18 protein-coding genes and 2 pseudogenes are annotated in these 19839 nt (G+C 63.6%); 6 read left to right on the forward strand and 14 right to left on the reverse strand.

All coding sequences use genetic code 11. From position 1 onward, the window contains the following. Positions 1-66: 66 nt before the first annotated feature. From NE591_RS11495 to NE591_RS11540, 11 genes and pseudogenes are all read right to left on the reverse strand, one after another. On the reverse strand, positions 67-498 hold the full coding sequence (locus tag NE591_RS11495; protein ID WP_157012542.1) for a DUF4405 domain-containing protein: 432 nt from the start codon (positions 496-498) through the stop codon (positions 67-69). Further along, positions 495-857 carry a hypothetical protein gene (locus NE591_RS11500; protein ID WP_114539212.1) on the reverse strand — a complete coding sequence of 121 codons (363 nt, stop codon included), beginning with the start codon at positions 855-857 and terminating at the stop codon, positions 495-497. Before NE591_RS11500 ends, NE591_RS11495 begins: the two co-directional genes overlap by 4 nt. Before the next feature lie 112 nt (positions 858-969). Next, the gene (gene nrfD / locus NE591_RS11505) at positions 970-2241 is read right to left on the reverse strand and encodes an NrfD/PsrC family molybdoenzyme membrane anchor subunit (protein WP_227070122.1); all 1272 of its coding nucleotides are present in this window, start codon (positions 2239-2241) and stop codon (positions 970-972) included. A gap of 17 nt (positions 2242-2258) precedes the next feature. Further along, the gene (locus NE591_RS11510; RefSeq protein WP_114539213.1) at positions 2259-2891 is read right to left on the reverse strand and encodes a 4Fe-4S dicluster domain-containing protein; all 633 of its coding nucleotides are present in this window, start codon (positions 2889-2891) and stop codon (positions 2259-2261) included. After that, on the reverse strand, positions 2892-5159 hold the full coding sequence (locus tag NE591_RS11515; RefSeq protein WP_227081070.1) for a molybdopterin-dependent oxidoreductase: 2268 nt from the start codon (positions 5157-5159) through the stop codon (positions 2892-2894). A gap of 186 nt (positions 5160-5345) precedes the next feature. Then, a pseudogene (locus NE591_RS16325) lies at positions 5346-5498 on the reverse strand (twin-arginine translocation signal domain-containing protein); the annotation flags it as partial. Between the two features lie 114 nt (positions 5499-5612). Then, entirely contained in the window at positions 5613-6908 is a 1296-nt protein-coding gene (locus tag NE591_RS11520) for a radical SAM protein (protein ID WP_173113996.1), read from the reverse strand. 268 nt (positions 6909-7176) lie between these two features. After that, the gene (locus NE591_RS11525; RefSeq protein ID WP_157012545.1) at positions 7177-7575 is read right to left on the reverse strand and encodes a GntR family transcriptional regulator; all 399 of its coding nucleotides are present in this window, start codon (positions 7573-7575) and stop codon (positions 7177-7179) included. A 36-nt stretch (positions 7576-7611) separates the two neighbouring features. Continuing rightward, complete coding sequence (locus tag NE591_RS11530; protein WP_157012546.1) at positions 7612-8586, reverse strand: slipin family protein; 975 nt, start codon at positions 8584-8586, stop codon at positions 7612-7614. An 82-nt stretch (positions 8587-8668) separates the two neighbouring features. Continuing rightward, positions 8669-9649 carry an NrfD/PsrC family molybdoenzyme membrane anchor subunit gene (gene nrfD, locus NE591_RS11535; RefSeq protein ID WP_157012547.1) on the reverse strand — a complete coding sequence of 327 codons (981 nt, stop codon included), beginning with the start codon at positions 9647-9649 and terminating at the stop codon, positions 8669-8671. A gap of 93 nt (positions 9650-9742) precedes the next feature. After that, positions 9743-10399, reverse strand: a complete 657-nt coding sequence (locus tag NE591_RS11540) for a carbonic anhydrase (protein WP_173113999.1) — start codon at positions 10397-10399, stop codon at positions 9743-9745. Positions 10400-10499: 100 nt separating this feature from the next. On the opposite strand from NE591_RS11540, the gene NE591_RS11545 reads away from it, so the two are divergent. The 6 genes from NE591_RS11545 to NE591_RS11570 are packed head-to-tail and all read left to right on the forward strand — an operon-like array spanning position 10500 to position 18527. Beyond that, positions 10500-12035 (forward strand): hypothetical protein, encoded by a 1536-nt coding sequence (locus NE591_RS11545; RefSeq protein WP_157012549.1) that lies wholly within the window; start codon positions 10500-10502, stop codon positions 12033-12035. 1 nt (position 12036) lies between these two features. Next, a complete protein-coding gene (locus NE591_RS11550; protein WP_173114005.1) occupies positions 12037-12639 on the forward strand; it encodes an FHA domain-containing protein in 603 nt (200 codons plus the stop codon). 6 nt (positions 12640-12645) lie between these two features. Beyond that, on the forward strand, positions 12646-13320 hold the full coding sequence (locus NE591_RS11555) for a 4Fe-4S single cluster domain-containing protein (protein ID WP_157012551.1): 675 nt from the start codon (positions 12646-12648) through the stop codon (positions 13318-13320). Between the two features lie 10 nt (positions 13321-13330). Next, complete coding sequence (locus tag NE591_RS11560) at positions 13331-15214, forward strand: AAA family ATPase (protein WP_256156716.1); 1884 nt, start codon at positions 13331-13333, stop codon at positions 15212-15214. Further along, positions 15204-18107: a protein kinase gene (locus NE591_RS11565; RefSeq protein ID WP_256156703.1), complete on the forward strand. Its 2904-nt coding sequence runs from the start codon at positions 15204-15206 to the stop codon at positions 18105-18107. The genes NE591_RS11560 and NE591_RS11565 overlap by 11 nt, the downstream gene beginning before the upstream one ends. 9 nt (positions 18108-18116) lie before the next feature. Further along, positions 18117-18527, forward strand: a complete 411-nt coding sequence (locus NE591_RS11570; protein ID WP_157012554.1) for a hypothetical protein — start codon at positions 18117-18119, stop codon at positions 18525-18527. Positions 18528-18541: 14 nt separating this feature from the next. Here NE591_RS11570 and NE591_RS11575 read toward each other — a convergent pair. From NE591_RS11575 to NE591_RS11585, 3 genes and pseudogenes are all read right to left on the reverse strand, one after another. Further along, a pseudogene (locus tag NE591_RS11575) lies at positions 18542-18934 on the reverse strand (HipA domain-containing protein); the annotation flags it as partial. 37 nt (positions 18935-18971) lie between these two features. Continuing rightward, positions 18972-19184, reverse strand: coding sequence for a helix-turn-helix domain-containing protein (locus tag NE591_RS11580; RefSeq protein WP_114539227.1), 213 nt, complete (start codon positions 19182-19184; stop codon positions 18972-18974). 139 nt (positions 19185-19323) lie between these two features. Beyond that, positions 19324-19548, reverse strand: a complete 225-nt coding sequence (locus NE591_RS11585; RefSeq protein ID WP_256156717.1) for a helix-turn-helix domain-containing protein — start codon at positions 19546-19548, stop codon at positions 19324-19326. Positions 19549-19839: the final 291 nt, after the last annotated feature.

The raw sequence follows: 19839 nt of genomic DNA on the forward strand, positions 1-19839 counted from the left end.
CGGACACTCGCCCGGGCCGCTCTTTTTTGCAAGATCAAAGGCAACCGTCAAATAGCTGCCGAAAGTTCATTCATCTTCCTTCGCACGGGCGCGTTGGGCCAGACGCCACGCCGAGCCGAGATTGAGCGCCCCATGCACAACAAGAAGCGCGAGAAGCACCTTGGCGGAAGCAGCATGCAGCGGCCCCCAAAAGTAATAGCCCTCGGCATAAAAGCCAAAGGCAGGCAGAACTGTTCCCGATTCCATGAGACCCGACAGGACAACAACTGCAACGGAAAGCACCAGCGCAGCATCGAGCAAAATTCGTCCCTTTGCTCGCCAGGCGCCCCGACTCGTCAAAAGGTGGCCGGCAAAATCAACATGCTGGGCCCCGTGCACAAGCAGGACCAACCCGATACCAAGCCCCAGCCACTCGTGCGCGCCAACGCCCGTCATCGCAGGCAGCGACACCACGATATACAAAACCAGCGCCAGCGCATCAACAACGAGCACTCTCATGAGCGTCCCACCTTCCGCACGATGCCGACAAGCGCCACCACAAGGGCCACCGGCATAAGTATCCACAGGTTCAAGCTCGCATCCGATGCCTGGTGGTAGCGCGAGCCGAGAGTTTCCCAACCATGGCACTCCACCGATGCGCAGGAAGCTTCCGGGCACGTCATCTCGTGCACGCCATCCGGCTCGGGCACGTCGTCGAAACCGTGGCAGCTTCCTGAAGCGCATCCCACCACAGGACAGGGTGAAGTCTCCGTAATGGGTCGCACACTCAACGCCTCAGGCTGAACAAGCATCACAGCACCGACCGAACAGACTGCGGCCAGCAGAAACACCGCCGCCGTCACGGCGATCTTTTTCATAGGACTCCTTCCTCCTCCGAAAGAGAAGGGCCGCCCGCCCTGCGGCAGGCGGCCCGCATGTCAGAAAGACGCAGGGCTGATTGGAGGGCTCGGCTCGCGTCCGCGCAACTGACTACTTCTCGGAGGGACGCAACGGGAGAAACTTGAGCCCCAAGAAGAACACGAGGAACCCAAGGGCCACGACGCCCAGCGTCACGCCCGCCTCCAGCGGCGTCGGCCAGTAGACGAGGTTCGCATAGGCATCGGCAAGCGTGCCATCGGCGTAGGTGATGCTCATGGAATTCACTGCAGGTGCCATGTCGGCCAGGTTAGTGATTTGGAATCCGCCCACCAGCAGCTGAACGCGCTTGCAGAAGATGCCGGCGATGGCCAGCAACGAAGCCGTCACCAGAAGACCGTTGCGACGCAGGGCAGGAGTCAGGCAGATGACGGCGCACGCGACACAGCCGATGATCTCGAACCAGAAGTAGGGGGCCAGAGGACCTTGGGTCAGCATGGCCACTACCTCTGCCCCTGCGCCACCCGGGAACCCTTCGGTAAGCAGATCACAGCCAAAGAAGTACAAATCCACCAGCACAAAGGCTCCGAGCAGCTTGGCGAGACGCACGATGTTGTCTTGCTCCACGTTGAGGTAACCGGCACGGCGCAATCCAATGACAACAGCCATCACGAGCGCCGTACCACACACCAGAGCGGAGGACACGAACCAAGGAGCCAGAAGGGCTGTATGCCACATCTCGTGCCCCTGCTGAAGACTGAAGATCCAGGCAGTTACCGAATGGACGAGCACGGCGGTAACGAGAGCGATCACCGAGATGACGCGCAAGGCCACAGCGCTGACCTTGCCGCGCTCGGCCTGAATCTGGGCCCACAGGTATACGCACGACAGGATGAGGTAGGTGGAAAGGACAATGATATCCCACATAAGCGGGCTGCCCAGATTGGAGTAAACGAACAGCTCCCACACGCGGAAGGGCTGGCCCATATCCACCACTACAAGACCGATGGCGACCACCGTGCAGGCGATGGATGAGAACACCGCCACTTTCGAGATACCGCCGAAGCCGCGGATGCCGAGGGCCTTGGGCACCGACGAGATGATAAGACCGCCGGCCGACAGGCCCACGAAAAACATGAAGCCCGTGATGTAGAGGCCCCAGCTGTCGAGGTTGCGCATGGCGGTCTGCACCATGCCGCCCGACAGCTGCATAAACCACAGCACCAAGCCGACCACCATCACCACGGCGCTCACGCCGATGGCAACATTGAGAGCAGGACTCTTGACGGCCGTCGACGCGTGCTCACTAGCACGCCCTCGATCGCTGGACGCTGAGAAATCGAGGTCATCGCTGGCAAGGGCTCCACCCTGCATATACTCGGACATAATGTCACTCCCCTCTGCTAGACGAGATAGTAAGTTGAAGGCTCCGTGCCACGATCTTCCAAGAGCCGCTTGTGCGACCGTTCCGCAAGAAGACGGCTTACCTCAGAAGTCGGGTCATCTAAGTCGCCCCAAAAACGTGCTCGACCCACGCAAAGGTGCATGCAAGCCGGCTCAATGCCTTGAGACGTGCGGTGGTAGCAGAACGTGCACTTCTCCACGACGTGCTGCTGATGTTCGGGCGCATCCTTGCTGCCCATGGCATAGTCCATGTGGAATACGGGCTCTTCCCAGTTGAAAGAACGCACACCGTTGTAAGGGCAAGCACTCATGCACATGCGGCAGCCGATGCACTTGTCGTAATCCTGGCGCACCACTCCCGTTTCGGGATCCTTGTAGGTCGCTCCCACCGGGCATACCTTCACGCAGGCGGGATTCTCGCAATGCTGGCAGGCGACGGGGATATAGCCGAACTGCAAATTGTCAGGATACGAGCCGCCCACCATGTCGAACCCCATCTCGCCACCGTTATCGGTGAAGATGCGGTTCCACCATACATCGTTGGGCAAGTTGTTCTCCGTTTTGCACGCCATGGCACATACGTGGCAGCCAATGCACTTCTTAGTGTCGATCACCATTCCATAACGGGTCATTTATCTCACCTCTCCCTCGTACTTGCGCACTTCGACGAGCGTGTCGTCGAACGACGTGTTCATATGAAGCAGATTCAAATGGTCGCAGGTCAGCTCTTGATAGCTGCCCGCCACATAGGCTCCCCGGTGCCATCCCTTGGGCGAGGAGACCATGCCCGGCCTGACGCCCATATCGAATTTCGCCTTGCACACGCAGTGGCCCCGATCGTTGTAGGCCTCGACGTAGTCGCCCTCAGCGATGCCGCGCGCTTCGGCATCAACGGGGTTCATGCGCAAATAGGGCTCCGGATCAAGCTCGCGCAGCACAGGAGCATGGTTGTACTGGGTATGCAAGTGCCATCTTGTGCGCTCGCAATAATGGTACAGGGGATATTTTTCGTGCTGCTCGCTCTCATCGTAGGCCTCGAAGGGCGTATGGTAGGTGGGCATATGGTAAAAGTCCTTGTCGATGGGCTTGCCGATGTCGATGCGAGCGCCGGGATTCTCCACGTAGAATTCCAGACGGCCGGAAAGCGTAGGCCAGCGCTGTTCTTCCCAGTGAATCCAGTTCTCGTCTCGGTCGGCCAGCACGCCCTTCTCCTTGAGGTTGTCGAAGGTAATGCCCACCGGCTCGCCCTTCTCGGTATCGACCACCATGCGCATCATTTCCTCGTTGGACTTGGCGTAGAACGCCTTGGCCGCCTCGTTGTCCATGCGCTCGGCAATGGCCCGGAAGATCTCCACGTCCTCCTTCGCCTCACCGATGGGGTCGGCCACCTTGTTCGCCATGTACAGGAAGGGAGTGTGCGAGCTGGCCTGAATCCAGTCGTACTCGAAGTAGTGGGCGCAGGGCAGCACAATGTCGCTGTACTCGCAGGTTTCGGAGAACTCCATGTCGTTCGTCACGATGCAGGGGATCTTCGGCAAGATCTCCTCGATGGTCTTGCGCTGGGCCGCATAGCTGCCGACCGGGTTCGCCCCTATGTTGTAGAGAAGGCGCACGGGGAAATCCTCGCCCTTCAGCTTGCCCGTTTCCAAGACCTCGGGCAGATGAAGCCACGGCAGCTCGTCGTGAAGGCCCTTGAGTCCCGCCGGGAAGGCGAGGCCGGCCATGTTGATCGTCGGCTTGCTCTTCCCCAAATGCCCGATAGAGGCGCCGCGCTTGCCGATATTGCCCGTAAGGGCGGCGAGGCAGGCCCAGGTCATGCCCATCTCCTCGCAGTTATCGTACAGGTGGTAGCCCGCATAGATGGTCGAGGGCGTGTCCTGGGAGTACATGCGGGCAAGCTCCACGATGGTATCCGCCGACACCTCGGTGATGCCCTCAGCCCACTCTGGCGTGCACTCGGCCATATGCTCCTTGAACAGCGACCAGGCCGTGGTAACTTTCACGCCGTTTACCTCGAAGCTGCCCTCGAGTGCGGGGTTGGCCACGTCATTGATGAGGCCCCAGGCGTCCTTGTCGGCGTCCCATACCACATAGTGGGCCGACTCCTCCAACGTGGGCACCTTGCCGGCCTTCACGCCCTGGAGTAGCAGTGTGCCGAAGAACGGGTACTCGGGCAGCTGTGCCGGGCCCTCCTCGCCGAAATCCGTCGCGCGGAGGAAATGGCCGTTGTCCTCGCGCACGAGCAGGGGAGCGCAGGTCTTCTCGCGCATGAAGTCCAGGTCGTACCATTCGTTGGCGATGATAGCGTTGAGCATAGCCATGCCGAGCGCCGGATCGGTACCGGGTTTGATGGGCACCCATTTTGTGGCCTGTTGGGCCGCGATGGTGTAGGTAGGGTCGATGACGACCAGATTGGCGCCAGCGTCCTTGGCCTCCATGCAGAAGTGCCAGCTATGGGGCTGGGAGTTGGGCGGGTTCGTATCCCAGATCAAAAGCGTTTTGGCAAAACGGTAGTCGCCAGCCATGTTACGCTGGTTGAAGTCCCAACCGCTGCCGGTCACCTCTCCGATGCCGACCAGATCGCCGTAGTCCAGGCACACGTCAAGCCCCTGGAACCCAAAGGCATTCGCGAAACCAAGACCGGCGATCAAGCCGCCGTAGGCGGCGAAAGAGTTGCCGGCAGACACAAGCACGCAGTTCGAGCGCACGCCGTAGTTCTCCGTGTTGTAGGTGAGCGTATCGGCGACAAGCTGGGTAGCCTCGTCCCACGACAGGCGCTCCCACTCGTCGGTGCCGCGGTTCTCGACATGGGGCTCTTCCAAGCTCCACGTCTTCCGCTTCATGGGATACAGCACGCGGTTGAAGTCGTACATGCGGTTCGCATGGCTAAAACCACGCATACAGATTCGCTCGTAAGCGGGATACGGAAGATCCTCATTAGATCGTATGTTTACCATTTTGCCTTCGCGAACCGTGGCAACCATCGAACAATTGCCTTGGCAGTTGCAACCGCAGACGCAAACGACCTCATGCTCCTCGTCGCCCGCAGTCTCCTCATCGGTTGCAGCAAGAGCCGTCATCGTGGCTCCGCTCACTGCAGCGGCTCCGGCTACAGCAGCTGTAGTTTTGAGAAAGCTTCGGCGCGAAATGCCTTTGACCGGTACGTTCAGTTCCGACATTTCTCCTCCTATCTCCAAATGCAGCGGAATCTCTCCGCTCTCCATTCGGGCGCCATGCATAAGCGCCCGCCCTCGCGCGGGGTCGGCCCCTCCCCGCTCTCAGTGCGCAGTATAAACCCTTTGTTACTTTGTCGCAATACATTGTGACAATAAATTTGAGCCTATTTTCTCTGTTTAGCGATTCCAGCTCTTTTCAAACCCCTGGAGGCAAGGCTCACACGCATCGGCAGATCCTGTACTGTCGGTAAGCTGCACAGAAAGTTCGCCTGCGGGTACCACTTTCAGCTCCCGCAGGGAACGCCCCTCGTCCACCGCGACGTTGAAAGACACGCACAGCCGCCCGGGTTCCGGCACAGCACGACGAGCAACGGAGAGCCAGCGAGGATGAAAGGCCAACGACCCCCCTTCGGCGTCTTCGAGAACCTGGCGGCAGCCCTCCCTCTCTAGGGCTCGTCTCACCAGATCGCGATCGCCGTCGAAAGCCAGCGCGGTCTTTAGGAAGAAGTCGTCGTAGTCGAAGGCATAGCAGGCGTGAATGTCGGCGAAGGGCTCGTTCATGTTTCGCACTTGAGCTCGATGCTTGTTCTCCAATGAGCAATAATGCAGCGCCAGTCCCAAGCCTTGCTCGCGCGCCCACAGCATCAGACGCAAGCAGTCCTCCTCGCTATCCTGCACCGCCAAAGCACCCGCATAGGTGTAGTCGAACATCACCTGCTGGGGAGGGTTGCGCAGCGTAAGGCCCAAGGACTCAAACACGGGCCAGTTCCACATGGCATAGGCAAACTCCAGCAAATTAACGCCGTCAACGCCTAGGGCATCGAGCTTCGCCAAAAGCTCTTTCATGAACGAGTCGGTTCCCGGAATGACGGGCATCTCCACCATGACCGTGGGCACTTGCTCGCGCGCCCAAGCCATACGTTCCAGCACCTTTTCCAAAAGCTCCGGCTTGTCATCCTGCTTGACAGAGAATCGAATCTCATGAAGGCCCGCCCGCACGAGACGATCGATCAGCTCGCGGCTCAGCAGGTCCCCGGACGTGTACAGGCGCAGATGAGCCGCGGGAAACAGCTCGGAGGCACGGGAGAAGAAAGCCACAGCCTCGTCTGCCATCAAAAGAGGCTCACCGCCAGTAAGCGCAATGCAGGCCGGGGAGCCGGGCTCTGCAGCCAAATCGTCCAGCTGGCGACGCCATGGAAAAGGTCGCTCGCACCAGTAGGCAAAATCCTCCTGATTGGGATTGAAGCAGAAGAAACAGTCGCGATGGCAGTTGTTCGTCAAGGCAAAACTGCGGCTCACGCAGGAGCCGGTGCACGCCTCGCAGGCAACGCTCATGGGGCCGATGGCCACACTCGCTCCTCCATTGCGGATGCGAGCCCCCCGCTCGCGCAACTGGCGAAGCAGTCCCTCGCGTTCAAGTCGTTCGCTATCGTACGGGGCGAACGCTATGCCAGTCGCCTCCAGGGCGGCCATGTGCTCGGCCTCGATGTCCTCGTACAGGGCGAGGGCCGAACGGCGCCCCTCGTCGCCCGCTCCCTTTTCGGTTTCCTTCCCGACCGCCATCTTTCCCCCTGGATAGCATCGATACGAAAGCTCGATGTAGTCGTCTTAACGTCACAGTGTCACATTATCACAATATCTTGCGACAATAAAGACTTGACTTGTCCCTCTTTGCCCAGGCATGTTTCCTGCGCACGTTGACGCGCCGTTCCGCGCCCTGGCCCCTGAAGGCAAATGGGGCCTATCGCATGAAATCCCGGTGAGCAAGGCGAGCCTGTACCATGGCGACAATGTCGTCATCGGCGAGCCCTGCGTTCGAACATACGCGGATCATGTCGTCGATTACTAGCTCGATGGGAGAATCTGAAGCCGTATGAGCACCCAAATCGTGGCGCTCGGCCACGAAAGTGCCCCGCCCCTTGCGAGTAGAAATGTAGCCCTCGCGTTCCAAATCCATATAGGCGCGATTCACCGTGTTGTAGCTGATATCCAGATCCACCGCCAAGGCGCGCACCGTAGGAAGCCTATCGCCGGGGACAAAGGCTCCCGAGCCAATAAGATAGGCAATGCGGTTCTTAATCTGTATCCACACCGGAAGGCCGGAGTTGTGGTCTATAGCGAAAGATTCAAGGACGCCCATGATGCTTCTTTCTCGCGAAACGGTACTTATATCCTATCAGAGCCCTCGCCCCTCGCGTTGGACGCCTTCAGCAAAACCATCGCTTACGGCCGTGGGCACCGTGACAACAGCGCTACCGGATCCCTTCACCGTCTCGTATTGCATGAGCATGGTACGCAGCTTCAGGGCCGCGTCCTCATCCCCGTAGATGCGGGCAGCCTCAGAAAGCATCTCCGCCAAATCGGCTTCGACACTCGCCACCGTCATGCGAGCATTGCGTTCGCGGTCGGCCTGAGCCTCCAAGGACATGACGTTTTGCAACTCCGCCGGGATCACGATGTCGCGGACCTTTACGGAGATGATGTCAACGCCCCACCCCGAGGCCTCTTTCTCGATATCGGCCTTGATCTCCTCATCCAGCTGATCGCGACGCAAGGCCACCTCCCCTACCGTTGAGCGCCCCACTGCCTCGCGCAGCGACGTCTGAGCAAGATACGATATGGCCGCGTAATAGTCCTCCACTTCCACGCAGGCCTTTTCCGCATCCCACACCACCCAGAACAGCACCGCGTCGATGTTCACAGGCACAAGATCGGCCGTCAACGTACGCTCAGCACGGAAGGGGGTGGCGATAATGCGCTGATCGACGCGAATGGTCCCATGCTCCAAAATGGGAATGGTGGCATAGAAACCAGGTCCCACCACGCGGTTCAACTTGCCGAGCCGCAGCACGACCACCTTTTCCCACCCCAGAGCAATATGCAACGAAGAAGAGGCCGCAAGTGCCGCGAGCAGAGCCGCAAGAATGCCCACGAGCGAGATGCGCCCCTCCAAAAGAAGATCGCAGACAAGCGCCGCAGCGGCCGCGGCCATGAACACGGCGACGCTGAATACGAGAGCGCCGTTGCGCGACGATTTCTTGGGCACATAGGAGGTTGCCGCCAGCATTTCCGCTTCGCTGTCGCTCCACGGGCCCGGCGCAGCTTCCCATTCAGTGCGGCGCGCTTTGCGACCCCTTGCGCTTTTCGTCATCGGTCGATCCTTCCTCTCATCTTGCTTAGCAAGTTGCCTTATTGTTCATCGTATTCCAGCGTTCCCGCTGCGAGGGCACAGCTCAGCCTCCAGCTACCGCGAACGCCATACGCATCGCGAGCTCGGGGTTCTGGGAAACGTCGAAAGAGGCGAGCCCTGTCACGCAGACCCTCAGGGCCGCCCCGCCAAGGAGCACACAGACGGCAATCCAGAGGCCCTTTGTGCGCCGATCTCCTCCAGGGTAACGACACTCCAAGATAAAGGGCGCGACCAAACCGGCTAGCACGAGCACCACCCAAAACATAATCGCCTCATCACCCGTCAGAAGGGCGCGGCCCCCCGCCTCTGTTCGGATATCAGTCAGCAAAAACGTCGCAAAGAGGGCCAGAGCCACTGCCTCTGCGATGATTATCGCACGGTCCATGTGGCTTAAGCATCGCAGCGCTGAACCGAACGGCACGCGAGAATCAACGAAAGACGCAACGCCGAAGGCCACGGCCACCCCGCATGACAGCGACGAGAGACAAAAGAGTGCCGGCACAAGCCACGACCCAAAGGCGACAACCGAGGGCAGCTGCATGAGGAGCACTCCCGTGTAGACCGCTGTGATAACTCCTGCGATCACAGCGGCAACGGAGGCGACGAGCACTACGAAGAGAGGCAATCGCGCGCCAATACCATTCGAGGCAAGAGCGAAGAAAGTCGCCAAAGCGCCCGAGGCCAAAAGTGCCCACGCACCCACCGTCACGACCGTGAAGCGAGGGGCCAGCCACAGAGAGAGCACCCGCTCGGGACGGCCGGCATCGGCCATGAGGCAAAGCGATCCCACCGCCAGCAGCACCAGGCAGAGCACCCAGCCGCGGGATAACAGCTCATGGGGCACTCGCAAGTTTCTTCGCACCCACCGAATCAAACGGGGCTGCGATTTCTTTGTAGTGCGATAGGTCGCTCTCGTACCGTAGCGTCCTAAATTGGCGCATTCCAATACGCCCATAACAGCACAGGTGCCAGCCCCCGCTCCCCCGAAAAACAAGTAGGCTACGGCAAGTTCGCTGAACAACATTCTCCCCTGCCTTCCAACGCCGCCCCTACATTTCGCGAATCATCACGTGCAAGTGTATCCCCTCAATCACTTTATCGCAAGTTATTACGATAATCATTTCAAGAGCGGAATCTCCCCGTCAAACGTCAGGATCTCAGAGCCGCGCTGCAGAAAGTCGACGACGCCGCAGTGGGTGTGGTAGATGGCGACGCGGATGTCCAGGTCGTGCTCGGCGGCAAGGCGCGCCAGCTCCGGCGAGGCGGCCAGCTCGGCTGCCGCGGCCCGGGCGTTCGCCACGCTGGCCTCGTAGGGGTCGCGCACGTCGCCCAGGGCCGCGACGATGCGCTCGGTGATGGCGGCCACCGGCCCCGCTTCCCCATCGAGGGCCGCCTTGATGGCGCCGCAGTGGGTGTGCCCCAGCACCAGCAGAAGACGGGTGTGCAAGTGCTCGCAGGCATACACGGCGCTGGCCAGTTCGATGGGCCCCACCACATTGCCCGCCACGCGGATGACGAACAGCTCGCCCAACCCGGTCATGAAGACGTGCTCGGGCACCACCCGCGAGTCGGCGCACGTGATGACGCAGGCGAAGGGGCGCTGACCGTTCTCGAACAGGTCGGCAATGCGCTCCTGGGACAGATCGCGCTCATGGTCGAGCGCCTCCACGTAGATGCGGTTGCCCTCCACAAGCCGCCGCAGCGCCTCCTCGGCTGGCACATGGGCATCCCCGTCGTAGTCGTCAGCGGTATAGCCCGCCGTCGTCAATTTCACAGCTTCATCCTCGCTCATACCGTCTCCCATCTTCCCGCGCGATTCTTTCTGATGGCTCTATAATGGCCCGAAGAGAGAATTTGGGCAAAGGGGCACATCCATGAGCGGGCCGAAGACGAGTCAATTGGAAATCGAGCGGATGATCCGGGCGCAGCTTGAGGCGCTGCGCTCCGACGTGGATCACAGTCGGGCCCGGGCGCGGCGGCGCATCGCGGCGCTCCTGAACGAGCTTCTGAACGAGGCCGAAGGTTGTGCCGAAGCCGAGGAAGCCGCTGCCTCCCTGCGGCAGCTCGCCGAGGCGGCCCTCGCGCAGCTGACAGCGGAATGCGCTTTTACGCCGGCAACGGCCATGGCGGAATCCGTCGCCCGGACCGAGCGCTGCTCGTCGCGAGCCGTAGCCATCGCTGATGCCTTCGAGCGCGAGGCGCACCCCCTGGCCGAACGCATCCAGCGAGCCCGCGCCCAAGCCGCAGCCGCGTCCGAAGCACGCGACTTCACCGCCGTGCTGGCCAAGGCCGCCAAAGAGAGCGCCACAGCGGCCGCTGTGGAGGCCGCCCGCTCTTTCATGGCCGATGAGCATTGTCTGCCGTCGGAATCATCGGCCGTCGAAGCCCAGGGCGGATCAAGATCCGCCCCTATGGAGAAGGCTGCTGCAGAGGGGACGGCCATGCAGGTTGAGCCCGTAGGGGGCAACCTCGGTCGCCCCTCGCCCGCTGCTGTGGACGAAAGCGGGACATTGATCGCCCGCAACCATGTGCAAGAGGTCGCCCGTCGGGCGCTCGCGCTCATCGCCTCCCCCTGCACCCTACCTGCCGATCGCGCCCTGCTCCTGGAAACGACGCGCGAGCTGGGCCCGCAGGCCGCCGCGCAGCTGGCGCTTCTGCTCCCCACCATGGAATCGAACGCCGCAGCCATGGCCGATCTTATCGCCCTCATCGAGGACGCCGAGGCCGACCTGCGCGCCCAGAGCGTCCCCTTCGCGGAAGCGTTCGGCACCTTCGCTACCTTGGAGGAGGCCGTCGGCCGCCTGGAGACGCTGCGGGCCCTCCAGCTTCAAGTCGATCGCAACGCCTACCTGAAGGCCTGCATCGACACCGTTATGGCACGCCACGGCTACACCATCGCCCGCTCGGTCACTATGGGGCGCGACCTCATGGGCACCCATCGGCTCTTCGGCCGAGAAGACGCCACCGAGGGGCTGCACGCCTTCGTGTCGGATGCGGGCGACCTCATGCTGCAGGTGGCAGGGCTGCCTGGCGGCATCGAGGCAGTGGAAGACGGCGAGGTCGTGACCATGGAGGCGGCTCCTGGCGGGGCGCGCACCGAGCGACTCCTCGCCGACCAGCACGACTTCTGCGCCGTCTACGACGAGATCGCGGAGGATCTGGCCGCCTTCGGCATCACCAACACTGTGCGCTACAAGGCCGCACCCGATACCGCCTTCTGCCGCGAGATGCGAGCCGTCGCAGACGTCGAGGCGCGGGCGGGAATGGCGGAGCGCGACGGAATCCGCGCCTCCAACGAATCTCGCGGGCCAGGGCTGACCGAGGTCAGCCCCTACGGAGAAGATGCGGCGGCGAGGCGCGAAGCGCGGAAGCGCAGGCGCAGCGGCAACGCGACAAGGGAGATGAGATAGCATGCGCCTGTGCTCCTGCGGCTTCGCCAACCCCGACGATGCGATGCGCTGCGCCGCTTGCGGAGGCGCTTTTTCGCACGAAAGCGCAGGTGATACCCTGCTTTTGGAAGACGTGCGGAGCGGGGAGGTCGTCCGCATACCGGCCCCAGGCGGCATCCTTGGGCGCGCCGGCGACTTCTCGCCCGACCTCTTCTCGCCGAGGGTGTCCGGCGTCCATGCCGTGGTGGCCGTCGACAGCGAAGGGCGCTGGACCATCGAGCACACGGGCCGCAACGCGTCGGCCGTGGAGCGTGGTGGCGTCTGGTCGGATCTGCGCTGCGGCGCGCCCCAACCGCTGTTCGGCGGCGAGACGCTGAAGCTGGCCGACATGGTGTTCCGCGTGCAGGTGGGCACCCAGGCGGCCGTGGCGGACGGGGCCGCCGTGGAATCGGACGCGCAGAACGCTCCCGCCGAAACTGCCTGGTCCGTGCGATGTCCCGTGTGCGGGACCGAATATGCCGTGGAAGGCCCCGAAGGTCGCGTTGCCGCCTGCACGTTCTGCAAGGATCCGCTGGATGCCCGGCAGATCGCGCGCGTCGCGGCGCGGGCCATGTCCGGCCGGTAGGCCGCCATGTTCGTCGACCGCATCTACTTCCCCGTCACCACCTTAGGTCCCGGCGAGCGCGTCGTCGTGTGGACCTGTGGCTGCACGAAGCGATGCCCCGGCTGCGCCAATCCCGAGCTGTGGGAGACGCGCCCCGAGGCCGCCATCGAGCCCGCGCGCCTCGCTGCCGTTCTGAACGACCTTGCCGGGCGCACCGGTGCCCATCGCATCACCTTCACCGGCGGCGATCCGCTGGAACAGGCGCCGGCCCTCGCCTCCGTGCTCGCGGCTATCCGCTCCGCCTTCGACGACATCCTCATCTACACCGGCTACACCTTCGGGGAGCTCACCGCCATGCCCAAATTACCGAAAGGCCTGCTTCCCCTCCCCTCCTCCCCGCAACCAAGCAGCGGCGGCCTTCCCAACGAAGGAAGCGCCGGGGCCGCCCCCAGCGCGCACCCGGAGGATGCGCCGCTCATCGACGTGCTCATCGACGGGCCCTATGTCGAGGCGGAAAACGACGGCGTCTGCGCGCTGCGCGGTTCCACCAACCAACGGGTCATCGTGCTCAATCCGGCACTGGAAACCCTGTATCACGAGGAGATGCAGAAACCGCGCTCGGTGCAGAACGCGGTGTTCGACGGCCGGGCGATATCCATCGGCATCCACGGCCGGCCCCAAACGACCCGCGAGAAGGAGTAGCCCCGTGAACATGCCTACCTGGCAGCGCGAGCTGGAGAACTTCATCGGCATCAAGCCGCTCTTCGTGCTGGAGGGCAACGTGTCCGACCTCTACCCGTGGGACTGCGAAGGGCAGACCCAGTTCCTTCCCCTCGCCCACATCCTGCCGGAGCTGTTCGCCGCGCCGGACGGCACACGGCCCTACCGGTTCCTCTACGTGGATCCGCTGCGGGGCGTGCACGATCCCCTCGGCACCGGCGAGGTGCGCGCGCTCGCCCAGGCGGCCCAGCGCGAAGCGGAACGCCTCACCGCCGAGGCCGAGGCCTTGAACCCCGGCGCCGACCCGGCGAGCCGCCAGCAGCCCTTTGCCGCCAACCGCCTCGTCCACGACTCCCTGCTCGTACGCGCGGCTCTCTCGCGGCGGCTCGGAGAGGAAGAGCCCCGCTCCGTCGCCTGCGTGTTCGACTTCGCGAGCCGGCTCGCCTCCTCGCCGGAGGACCTCACTCCCGAGGAGAACGCCGTGTTCATGAACCTGCTCCTCGGCGCGAAAGACGCCATTCGCGGGGATGGCGAGCACGTGAACACCCTCGTCCTTGTCGCCAACAAGGCCACCGACCTGCCCTCCTGGCTTGTGCGCGGCAACCCCGACGTGCGCGTCATCGCACTGCCCAGCCCCGATCGCCCGGCCCGCGAGGCCTATCTCGACATCGCCTTCCCCGACCTTGCCGCGCCCGAGCTCGACCGCCCTCGCGAGAAACTCGTCGACACCACCGACCGCATGCTGCTCACCGAGCTGGACGAGCTGCGGCGTCTGTACGCCCGCGGCGGCACGGTGCCGGAGCATGTCACCGAACTCGTGGACCTCTACAAGTACGGCATCCGCGAGAACCGCTGGAGCGCCATGATGGACAAGCTGCGCGACGACCCCGCAGCTGTCCTGCGTCGCCGCGTGAAGGGTCAAGAGCCCGCCATCGCCAAGATCGTCTCGGTGCTCAAGCGCTCGGTGCTGGGCTTCTCCGGCATGCAGCACTCATCGGGCACCAAGCCCAAAGGCGTGCTCTTCCTCGCCGGCCCCACGGGCACGGGCAAGACGGAGATCGTGAAGGCGGTCACCGAGCTTCTGTTCGGCGACGAGCGCAGCTACCTGCGCTTCGACATGTCCGAGTACGCCGCCGACGCCTCCGACCAGAAGCTCTTCGGAGCCCCGCCGGGCTACGTGGGCTACGAGGCCGGCGGCCAGCTCACCAACGCCGTGCGCGCCAACCCCTTCTCGGTGCTCCTGTTCGACGAGGTGGAGAAGGCCCATCCCTCCATCATGGACAAGTTCCTTCAAATCCTGGAGGACGGCCGCATGACCGACGGCCAGGGCCAGACGGTGTACTTCGGCGAGACCCTCATCTTCTTCACGAGCAACGTCGGCATCTCCGAAGAGCTCCTCGACGAGCACGGGCGCACCATCGGCCGCCGCAACATCGTGCAGCCCGGCGAGCCCTACGACGTCATCTGCGCCCGGGTCCAGCAGGCCATGGCCACGCACTTCAAGCCCGAGGTCTTGAACCGCATCGGCGACAACATCGTCGTGTTCGACTACATCTCGCCTGAGGCCTCGCGCCTCATCCTGGAATCGCAGATCCGGAAGATCAACGGAAACGTGCGGAACCGCTGCGGCATCACCGTGGCCGCCGCCCAGGCCACACTCGACCTTCTGGCCGAGCGCGCGCTAGCCCCCGAGGTGCGCGAGAACGGCGGCCGCGGCATCGGCAACCTGGTGGAGGATGCGTACCTGAACCCGCTGTCCACCTTCATCTTCGACGAAAACGTGGAAGCTGGCGAAGCCGTAGAAGCCGTCGCCAGCGCCGGCGCTGTCACGTTCCGCAGGGCCGATGAGGAGGCCGGAGCCACTAATGGCTGCTAGCCCGAACATCTCGCGGGAGCCGCGGCGGGACGCGGCACCCACCATCGTGGACGCCGCTCCCACGCTCGTGGACATCGACTCCACCGCCCCCGTCCTCTCCGGTGCCGACCTTCCCTTCCAAGGCGACGGAGACCGCACCTTCACCCTGCACACCGCCGACGTCATCGGAGCCGGCGGCCAGGGCACGGTCGTCGCCGCCACCGATGAGGAGGGCCGCACCTTCGTCGCTAAGATCGCCTACCAGCCCCACGCCGTGCGCGACCGCCTCGCACGTCGGGCCGTGCTCGGCTACCTGCGGCGCCTCATGGCCGAACACCCCCTCGGTGAGGAGCACTTCCGCGAGACGCACCTCATGCCCCTGTACGCCACGGGCCAGATCAGCGACGAGGTGCCGGGACTCGGCGAGTCCACCTACGATGTGGTCGTCATGCCCCTGTGCGACGACGCCTTCACCCGCGACGGCGCCTCCTTCGAAGAGCTGCGCGACAGGATCATTCCACAGGCCGCCAGCGCGCTTGCGCACCTGCACGACGAGGGCATTGTGCACCGCGACGTGAAGCCGAAGAACCTCTATCTTCTAGAAGGCGAGGTGGTGCTCGGCGACTTCGGCATCTCCTCGGTGCTGGAAGAGGGCCGCGATACCGGCGCCACCAAGGTGGACCGCCGCACGCCGGGCTACTCGCCCCATTCCTCGGTGGTGCAGCGTGAGAACGACTGGTACGCGCTCGGCTACACCATCTGGACGCTGTACAACGGCGGCCGTCACCCGCACCAGACGCTCATCGACGGCGACGACCTGTCGGCGGTGCTCGCCGGCGGCCGTCCCGTAGCCTTCGAGGCCCGCGCGCCCGAGCATGAGACGCTGGGCCAGCTCATCTACGGGCTCACCTACGCCCATCCCCAGGGGCGCCTCGGTTACGAGGACATCCAGCGCTGGCTGGCCGACCCGGACGCGTTTCGCTACCGTGACCCGCTGGACGCCGCCGCCATGGCGGGGCCAGCGGGCTATCAGTTCGAAGGCAAGGTCTACGAGAGTCGTGCCACCCTGGTCACGGCGCTGGCGAATAATTGGGAGAAAGCCAAGCGCCACCTGTACACCCACGGGTTGGAAGACTACTTCCGCAAACTCGGCGAGACAGATCTGGCCGTGGCCCTGAACGACATCACCGACCGCGATCCGGACACGCTGCCCGAGGACGAGAACGGCGACGAGGATCTGGGGCTTTCCCGGGCGCTTACGCTCATCGACCCGGCGCGCGGCGCTGTCTTCTGGAAGGGCGAGGCCGTCGTGCCCGGGGCCTCCGCCGTAGATGCCCTGTTTGCGCGAGCCTCGGCCACGCCGCTCGGCTTCTACCGCCTTATCGCCGACGAGGAAGCGGTGCGCGACCTTCTGGGCATCGTGGCCGTGGCCGGCTTTTCGGGCCCGGCCCGCGCCGGACTTAAGTGGCTGCGCGAGCACGAGGACGCGAATTTGGGCGAGAAGGTGGACCGCGTACTGGCGGTGCTCGAGGCCACGGCGGCCGACAAGCAAGCCGTGCGCTCCTTCGCCGCACGCTACGGAAGCGACGGCTGGGCGGCGTGGGTGCAGCGGAACTTGAAGGCCTACCACGGGCGCACCGGCGCCGGAGACAGGCTCATCCGGGCCGTGGGCTCCACGGCCGTGGACGACTCCGCCCCTCTTGCCGCCACCGCCGAGGCCCGCGCCCGCCTGGTTCAGCGCGCCGACGACATGGCCGCCCACACCGAGGCGAGCCCGCACATCCACCACTTCGGCATCGTCCGCGCAAGCGAGGCGGTGGTGCCCGCCACGGCTGCCGGCTACTTCACCGCGGAGCTGTTCGGCCGCCCCGTGCCCCGAGGCTTCGTCACCGAACTCATGGAGGTCTCCGCTACCGATAAGGGCGCCGTGGCCGAGGCCAGCAAGCATCTGCGCGGTGCCCGCAGCGACACCCTTGCCGAGGACGCCGTCGCGGCCCTGGAGGAGGCCGCTTCCCAGATAGATGCGCTGGCCGACGCCGAGGGAAAGCACGCTCCTGTGGACGGCCTTTCCAAACCCGCCTTTTTCGGACGGCTCGTCCTCGCGGTCGCCCTCGTCCTTTTGGTGTGCTTCGTCACGCCCCGCTTCACCTTCGGAAGCTGGAAGAACGGCGTCGTGAACGCCGGCGAGCCGCTCGCCACGGCAGCCACGGTGCTCATCTCCCCCACCGGCATGGGAGAAAACTCGGTGTACCCGGACGCGCTCTGGGACATCTCGGCCGTGCCCACGGCCACCTTCACCGGAGCGGCGCTCCTCGGTTTTCTGGCGGCGGCCGCCACCGTGCTCGCCCCCAAGTTCGCCAGCGCCGCCTTCGCCATCCGCGGCGTGCGCACCCGCGGGCAGACGCGCCGGCGCGCCACGGCCCTGCGCAAGGAGGCGGCCCGCATTGCGGAAGGCGGCGGCGAGGCCGCCTGCTGGATCACCGGCAACGAGGAAGGGCCCGTCCCGGTGGCCCGAGACACGAGCGCGTTCATCGCGAAGACCCGGGCGCGCCGGCACCCCGAGGCCACCGCCACGGCCCTTTCCAAAGGGTTTTTCTGGGGCGGGGCGCTCATCGCGGCGGCCGGCGTCACCATCGTCACCGCCTCGGGACTGGGCTATGGCGCCTGGGCCGACCTGGCCAGCGAGACCGGTTGGTACTTCCTGCAGGACCAGCTCATCTGGGGTATCGCCTACTGCGGCCTGGCCGCCCTCTCCTTCGCCGTCATCGCCGTCGCGCGGCGCGAGCATCCCACCATGGTCACGCTGACGCTCCTGACCATCGCCTGCGTCATCCCCTTCCTCGTCCTGTTCGCAGGCACCATCGGCATCTTCATCGTCGTCCTGTACTTCATCTTCTCCCTCTTCCGCCGCTAGGAGCGCCCCATGAGCACCGATACGCCTTCAACCGACACTGCCGACGTAAGCTCCGCCGCCTCTCTGGCCACCCTGGTGCACCGTCGCCAGAACCTGCAGATCCTCGCCACCTTCGCCGCCCTCGTGGCGCTTGTGCTGCTGCTCAACCTCACGCCGGTGCCGGGCTGGGTGTGCTCGTTCATCGAGCTGGAGCCCGACGTTCCCGCCGACCTGCTCGGCGAGGCCTACTGGGACGACTGCTTCGGCGGCCCTCTGGGCGATTTCGCCGCCGGGTCGCTTCCCCGCCCCGAGCATTTGAGCTACGCCCCCGAGGCCGACCAGTTCCTCGCCGAGCTGGAGAAACTCGCCGCCCAAGAAGGGGCCATCGAAGCTGCGGAGGCCGAGCAGGCAGCTGCCGAGCAGAGCGAAAAGGAGTCTTAGGAGATTCGCCCTCGTTACGCGCCCTTTATGCCCAGCCGATCAATCTGCGACCGCGCGAACTCCTCGATATCTCGCAGCTTCGAAAGCGGTGCGCCCAGAGCGTCTTCCGTATCGCGCAGCACGTCGGACGCCGCCCCGCCAACACCTTCGCAAACTTCCTCGATGAGCCGCCTCACCATGCGCGGCGAAACGTCTAGCTCCTTCGCCAAAGCGAGAAAATCGTCCCGGCCAACCTCGTCGATCTTGTTGGTCGACCCGATGCGCATGGCCATACGACGGTCGAGGCCCCCATATACCACCGTCGAGGCGATGTCGTACACAGGCGCCAATGCAAACGACGACCAGTCGGTGCCCCGAAGCACAGTGAGGTTCTTGAGGTGCCCGTCGCAATTTCCGAGAACGGCGTTCGCCCGATATCTCGCCCCACACCTTCATGCGCATGGGCTACCGCCTTTCTTGAAGCGCAATATCGAGTCCGACCATGTTCGCAACGCGAATCGCCTTGTCCAGCTGGGCCGTCGGCTTTCCGTTCTCCAATTGAGAGACAAACATTATTCCTACGTCGCACATCTCGGCAAGTTCTCCTTGCGTGTATCCAAGCTGCTTGCGACGATTGCGAATCGCCGCCCCAAAGTCCCGCGCGCTTCGAATGGCCATGTCCTCACCTGCCTTCAATCATTATCGCGATCGCGATAATAGCACAGGAGGAAAAGAAAAATATCGCGATCGCGATAAAGACTGCTCTCTGCGTCTGCGATCAGCACCGCGACCTGCGCAATCGACTAGCCGCCGATGCCTAGCCCTCCGAGGCAGCGCTGGCCGCTTTGCTACCGTCGCGCTCGACCGACTTGATGAGGGTGGCCGCATCGACGCCGTACAGCTCGGCAAGGGCGATGAGGTTGTGGGTGGACGGATCGCTCGTTCCCTTCTCCCATTTCGAAACCGCCTGGCGACTCACTCCGAGCTCGTGGGCCACGAACTCCTGCGTCATGCCACAGCGTCGGCGCTCCTCCGCTAGCACTTCGCCCAACGAATGCGCGGTCTTCCTCTCACGATCTCGCCGGGGCCGCGCGTTCAGATATCTCACAACAAGCGCAACCAGAACGGCGAAAAGGATATAGGGAATCACCTTGATGACGATAACCGCCAGTACCATAACAACTTCGGGAAGCCCTAACCCCATGACCACCATTTTCCGCCTCGCTTTCTCGCCTTTCGCCTTCTCAGAATCACCTTGATGAATTCATCCTAGCACGCAGGCGGCAGAGCACCAGCAACTATTGCGCACTTATAGGTTGCCCTTGGTGCGGAT

It is taken from the genome of Adlercreutzia sp. DFI.6.23 (assembly GCF_024462535.1).
GTDB lineage: Bacteria > Actinomycetota > Coriobacteriia > Coriobacteriales > Eggerthellaceae > Adlercreutzia > Adlercreutzia rubneri.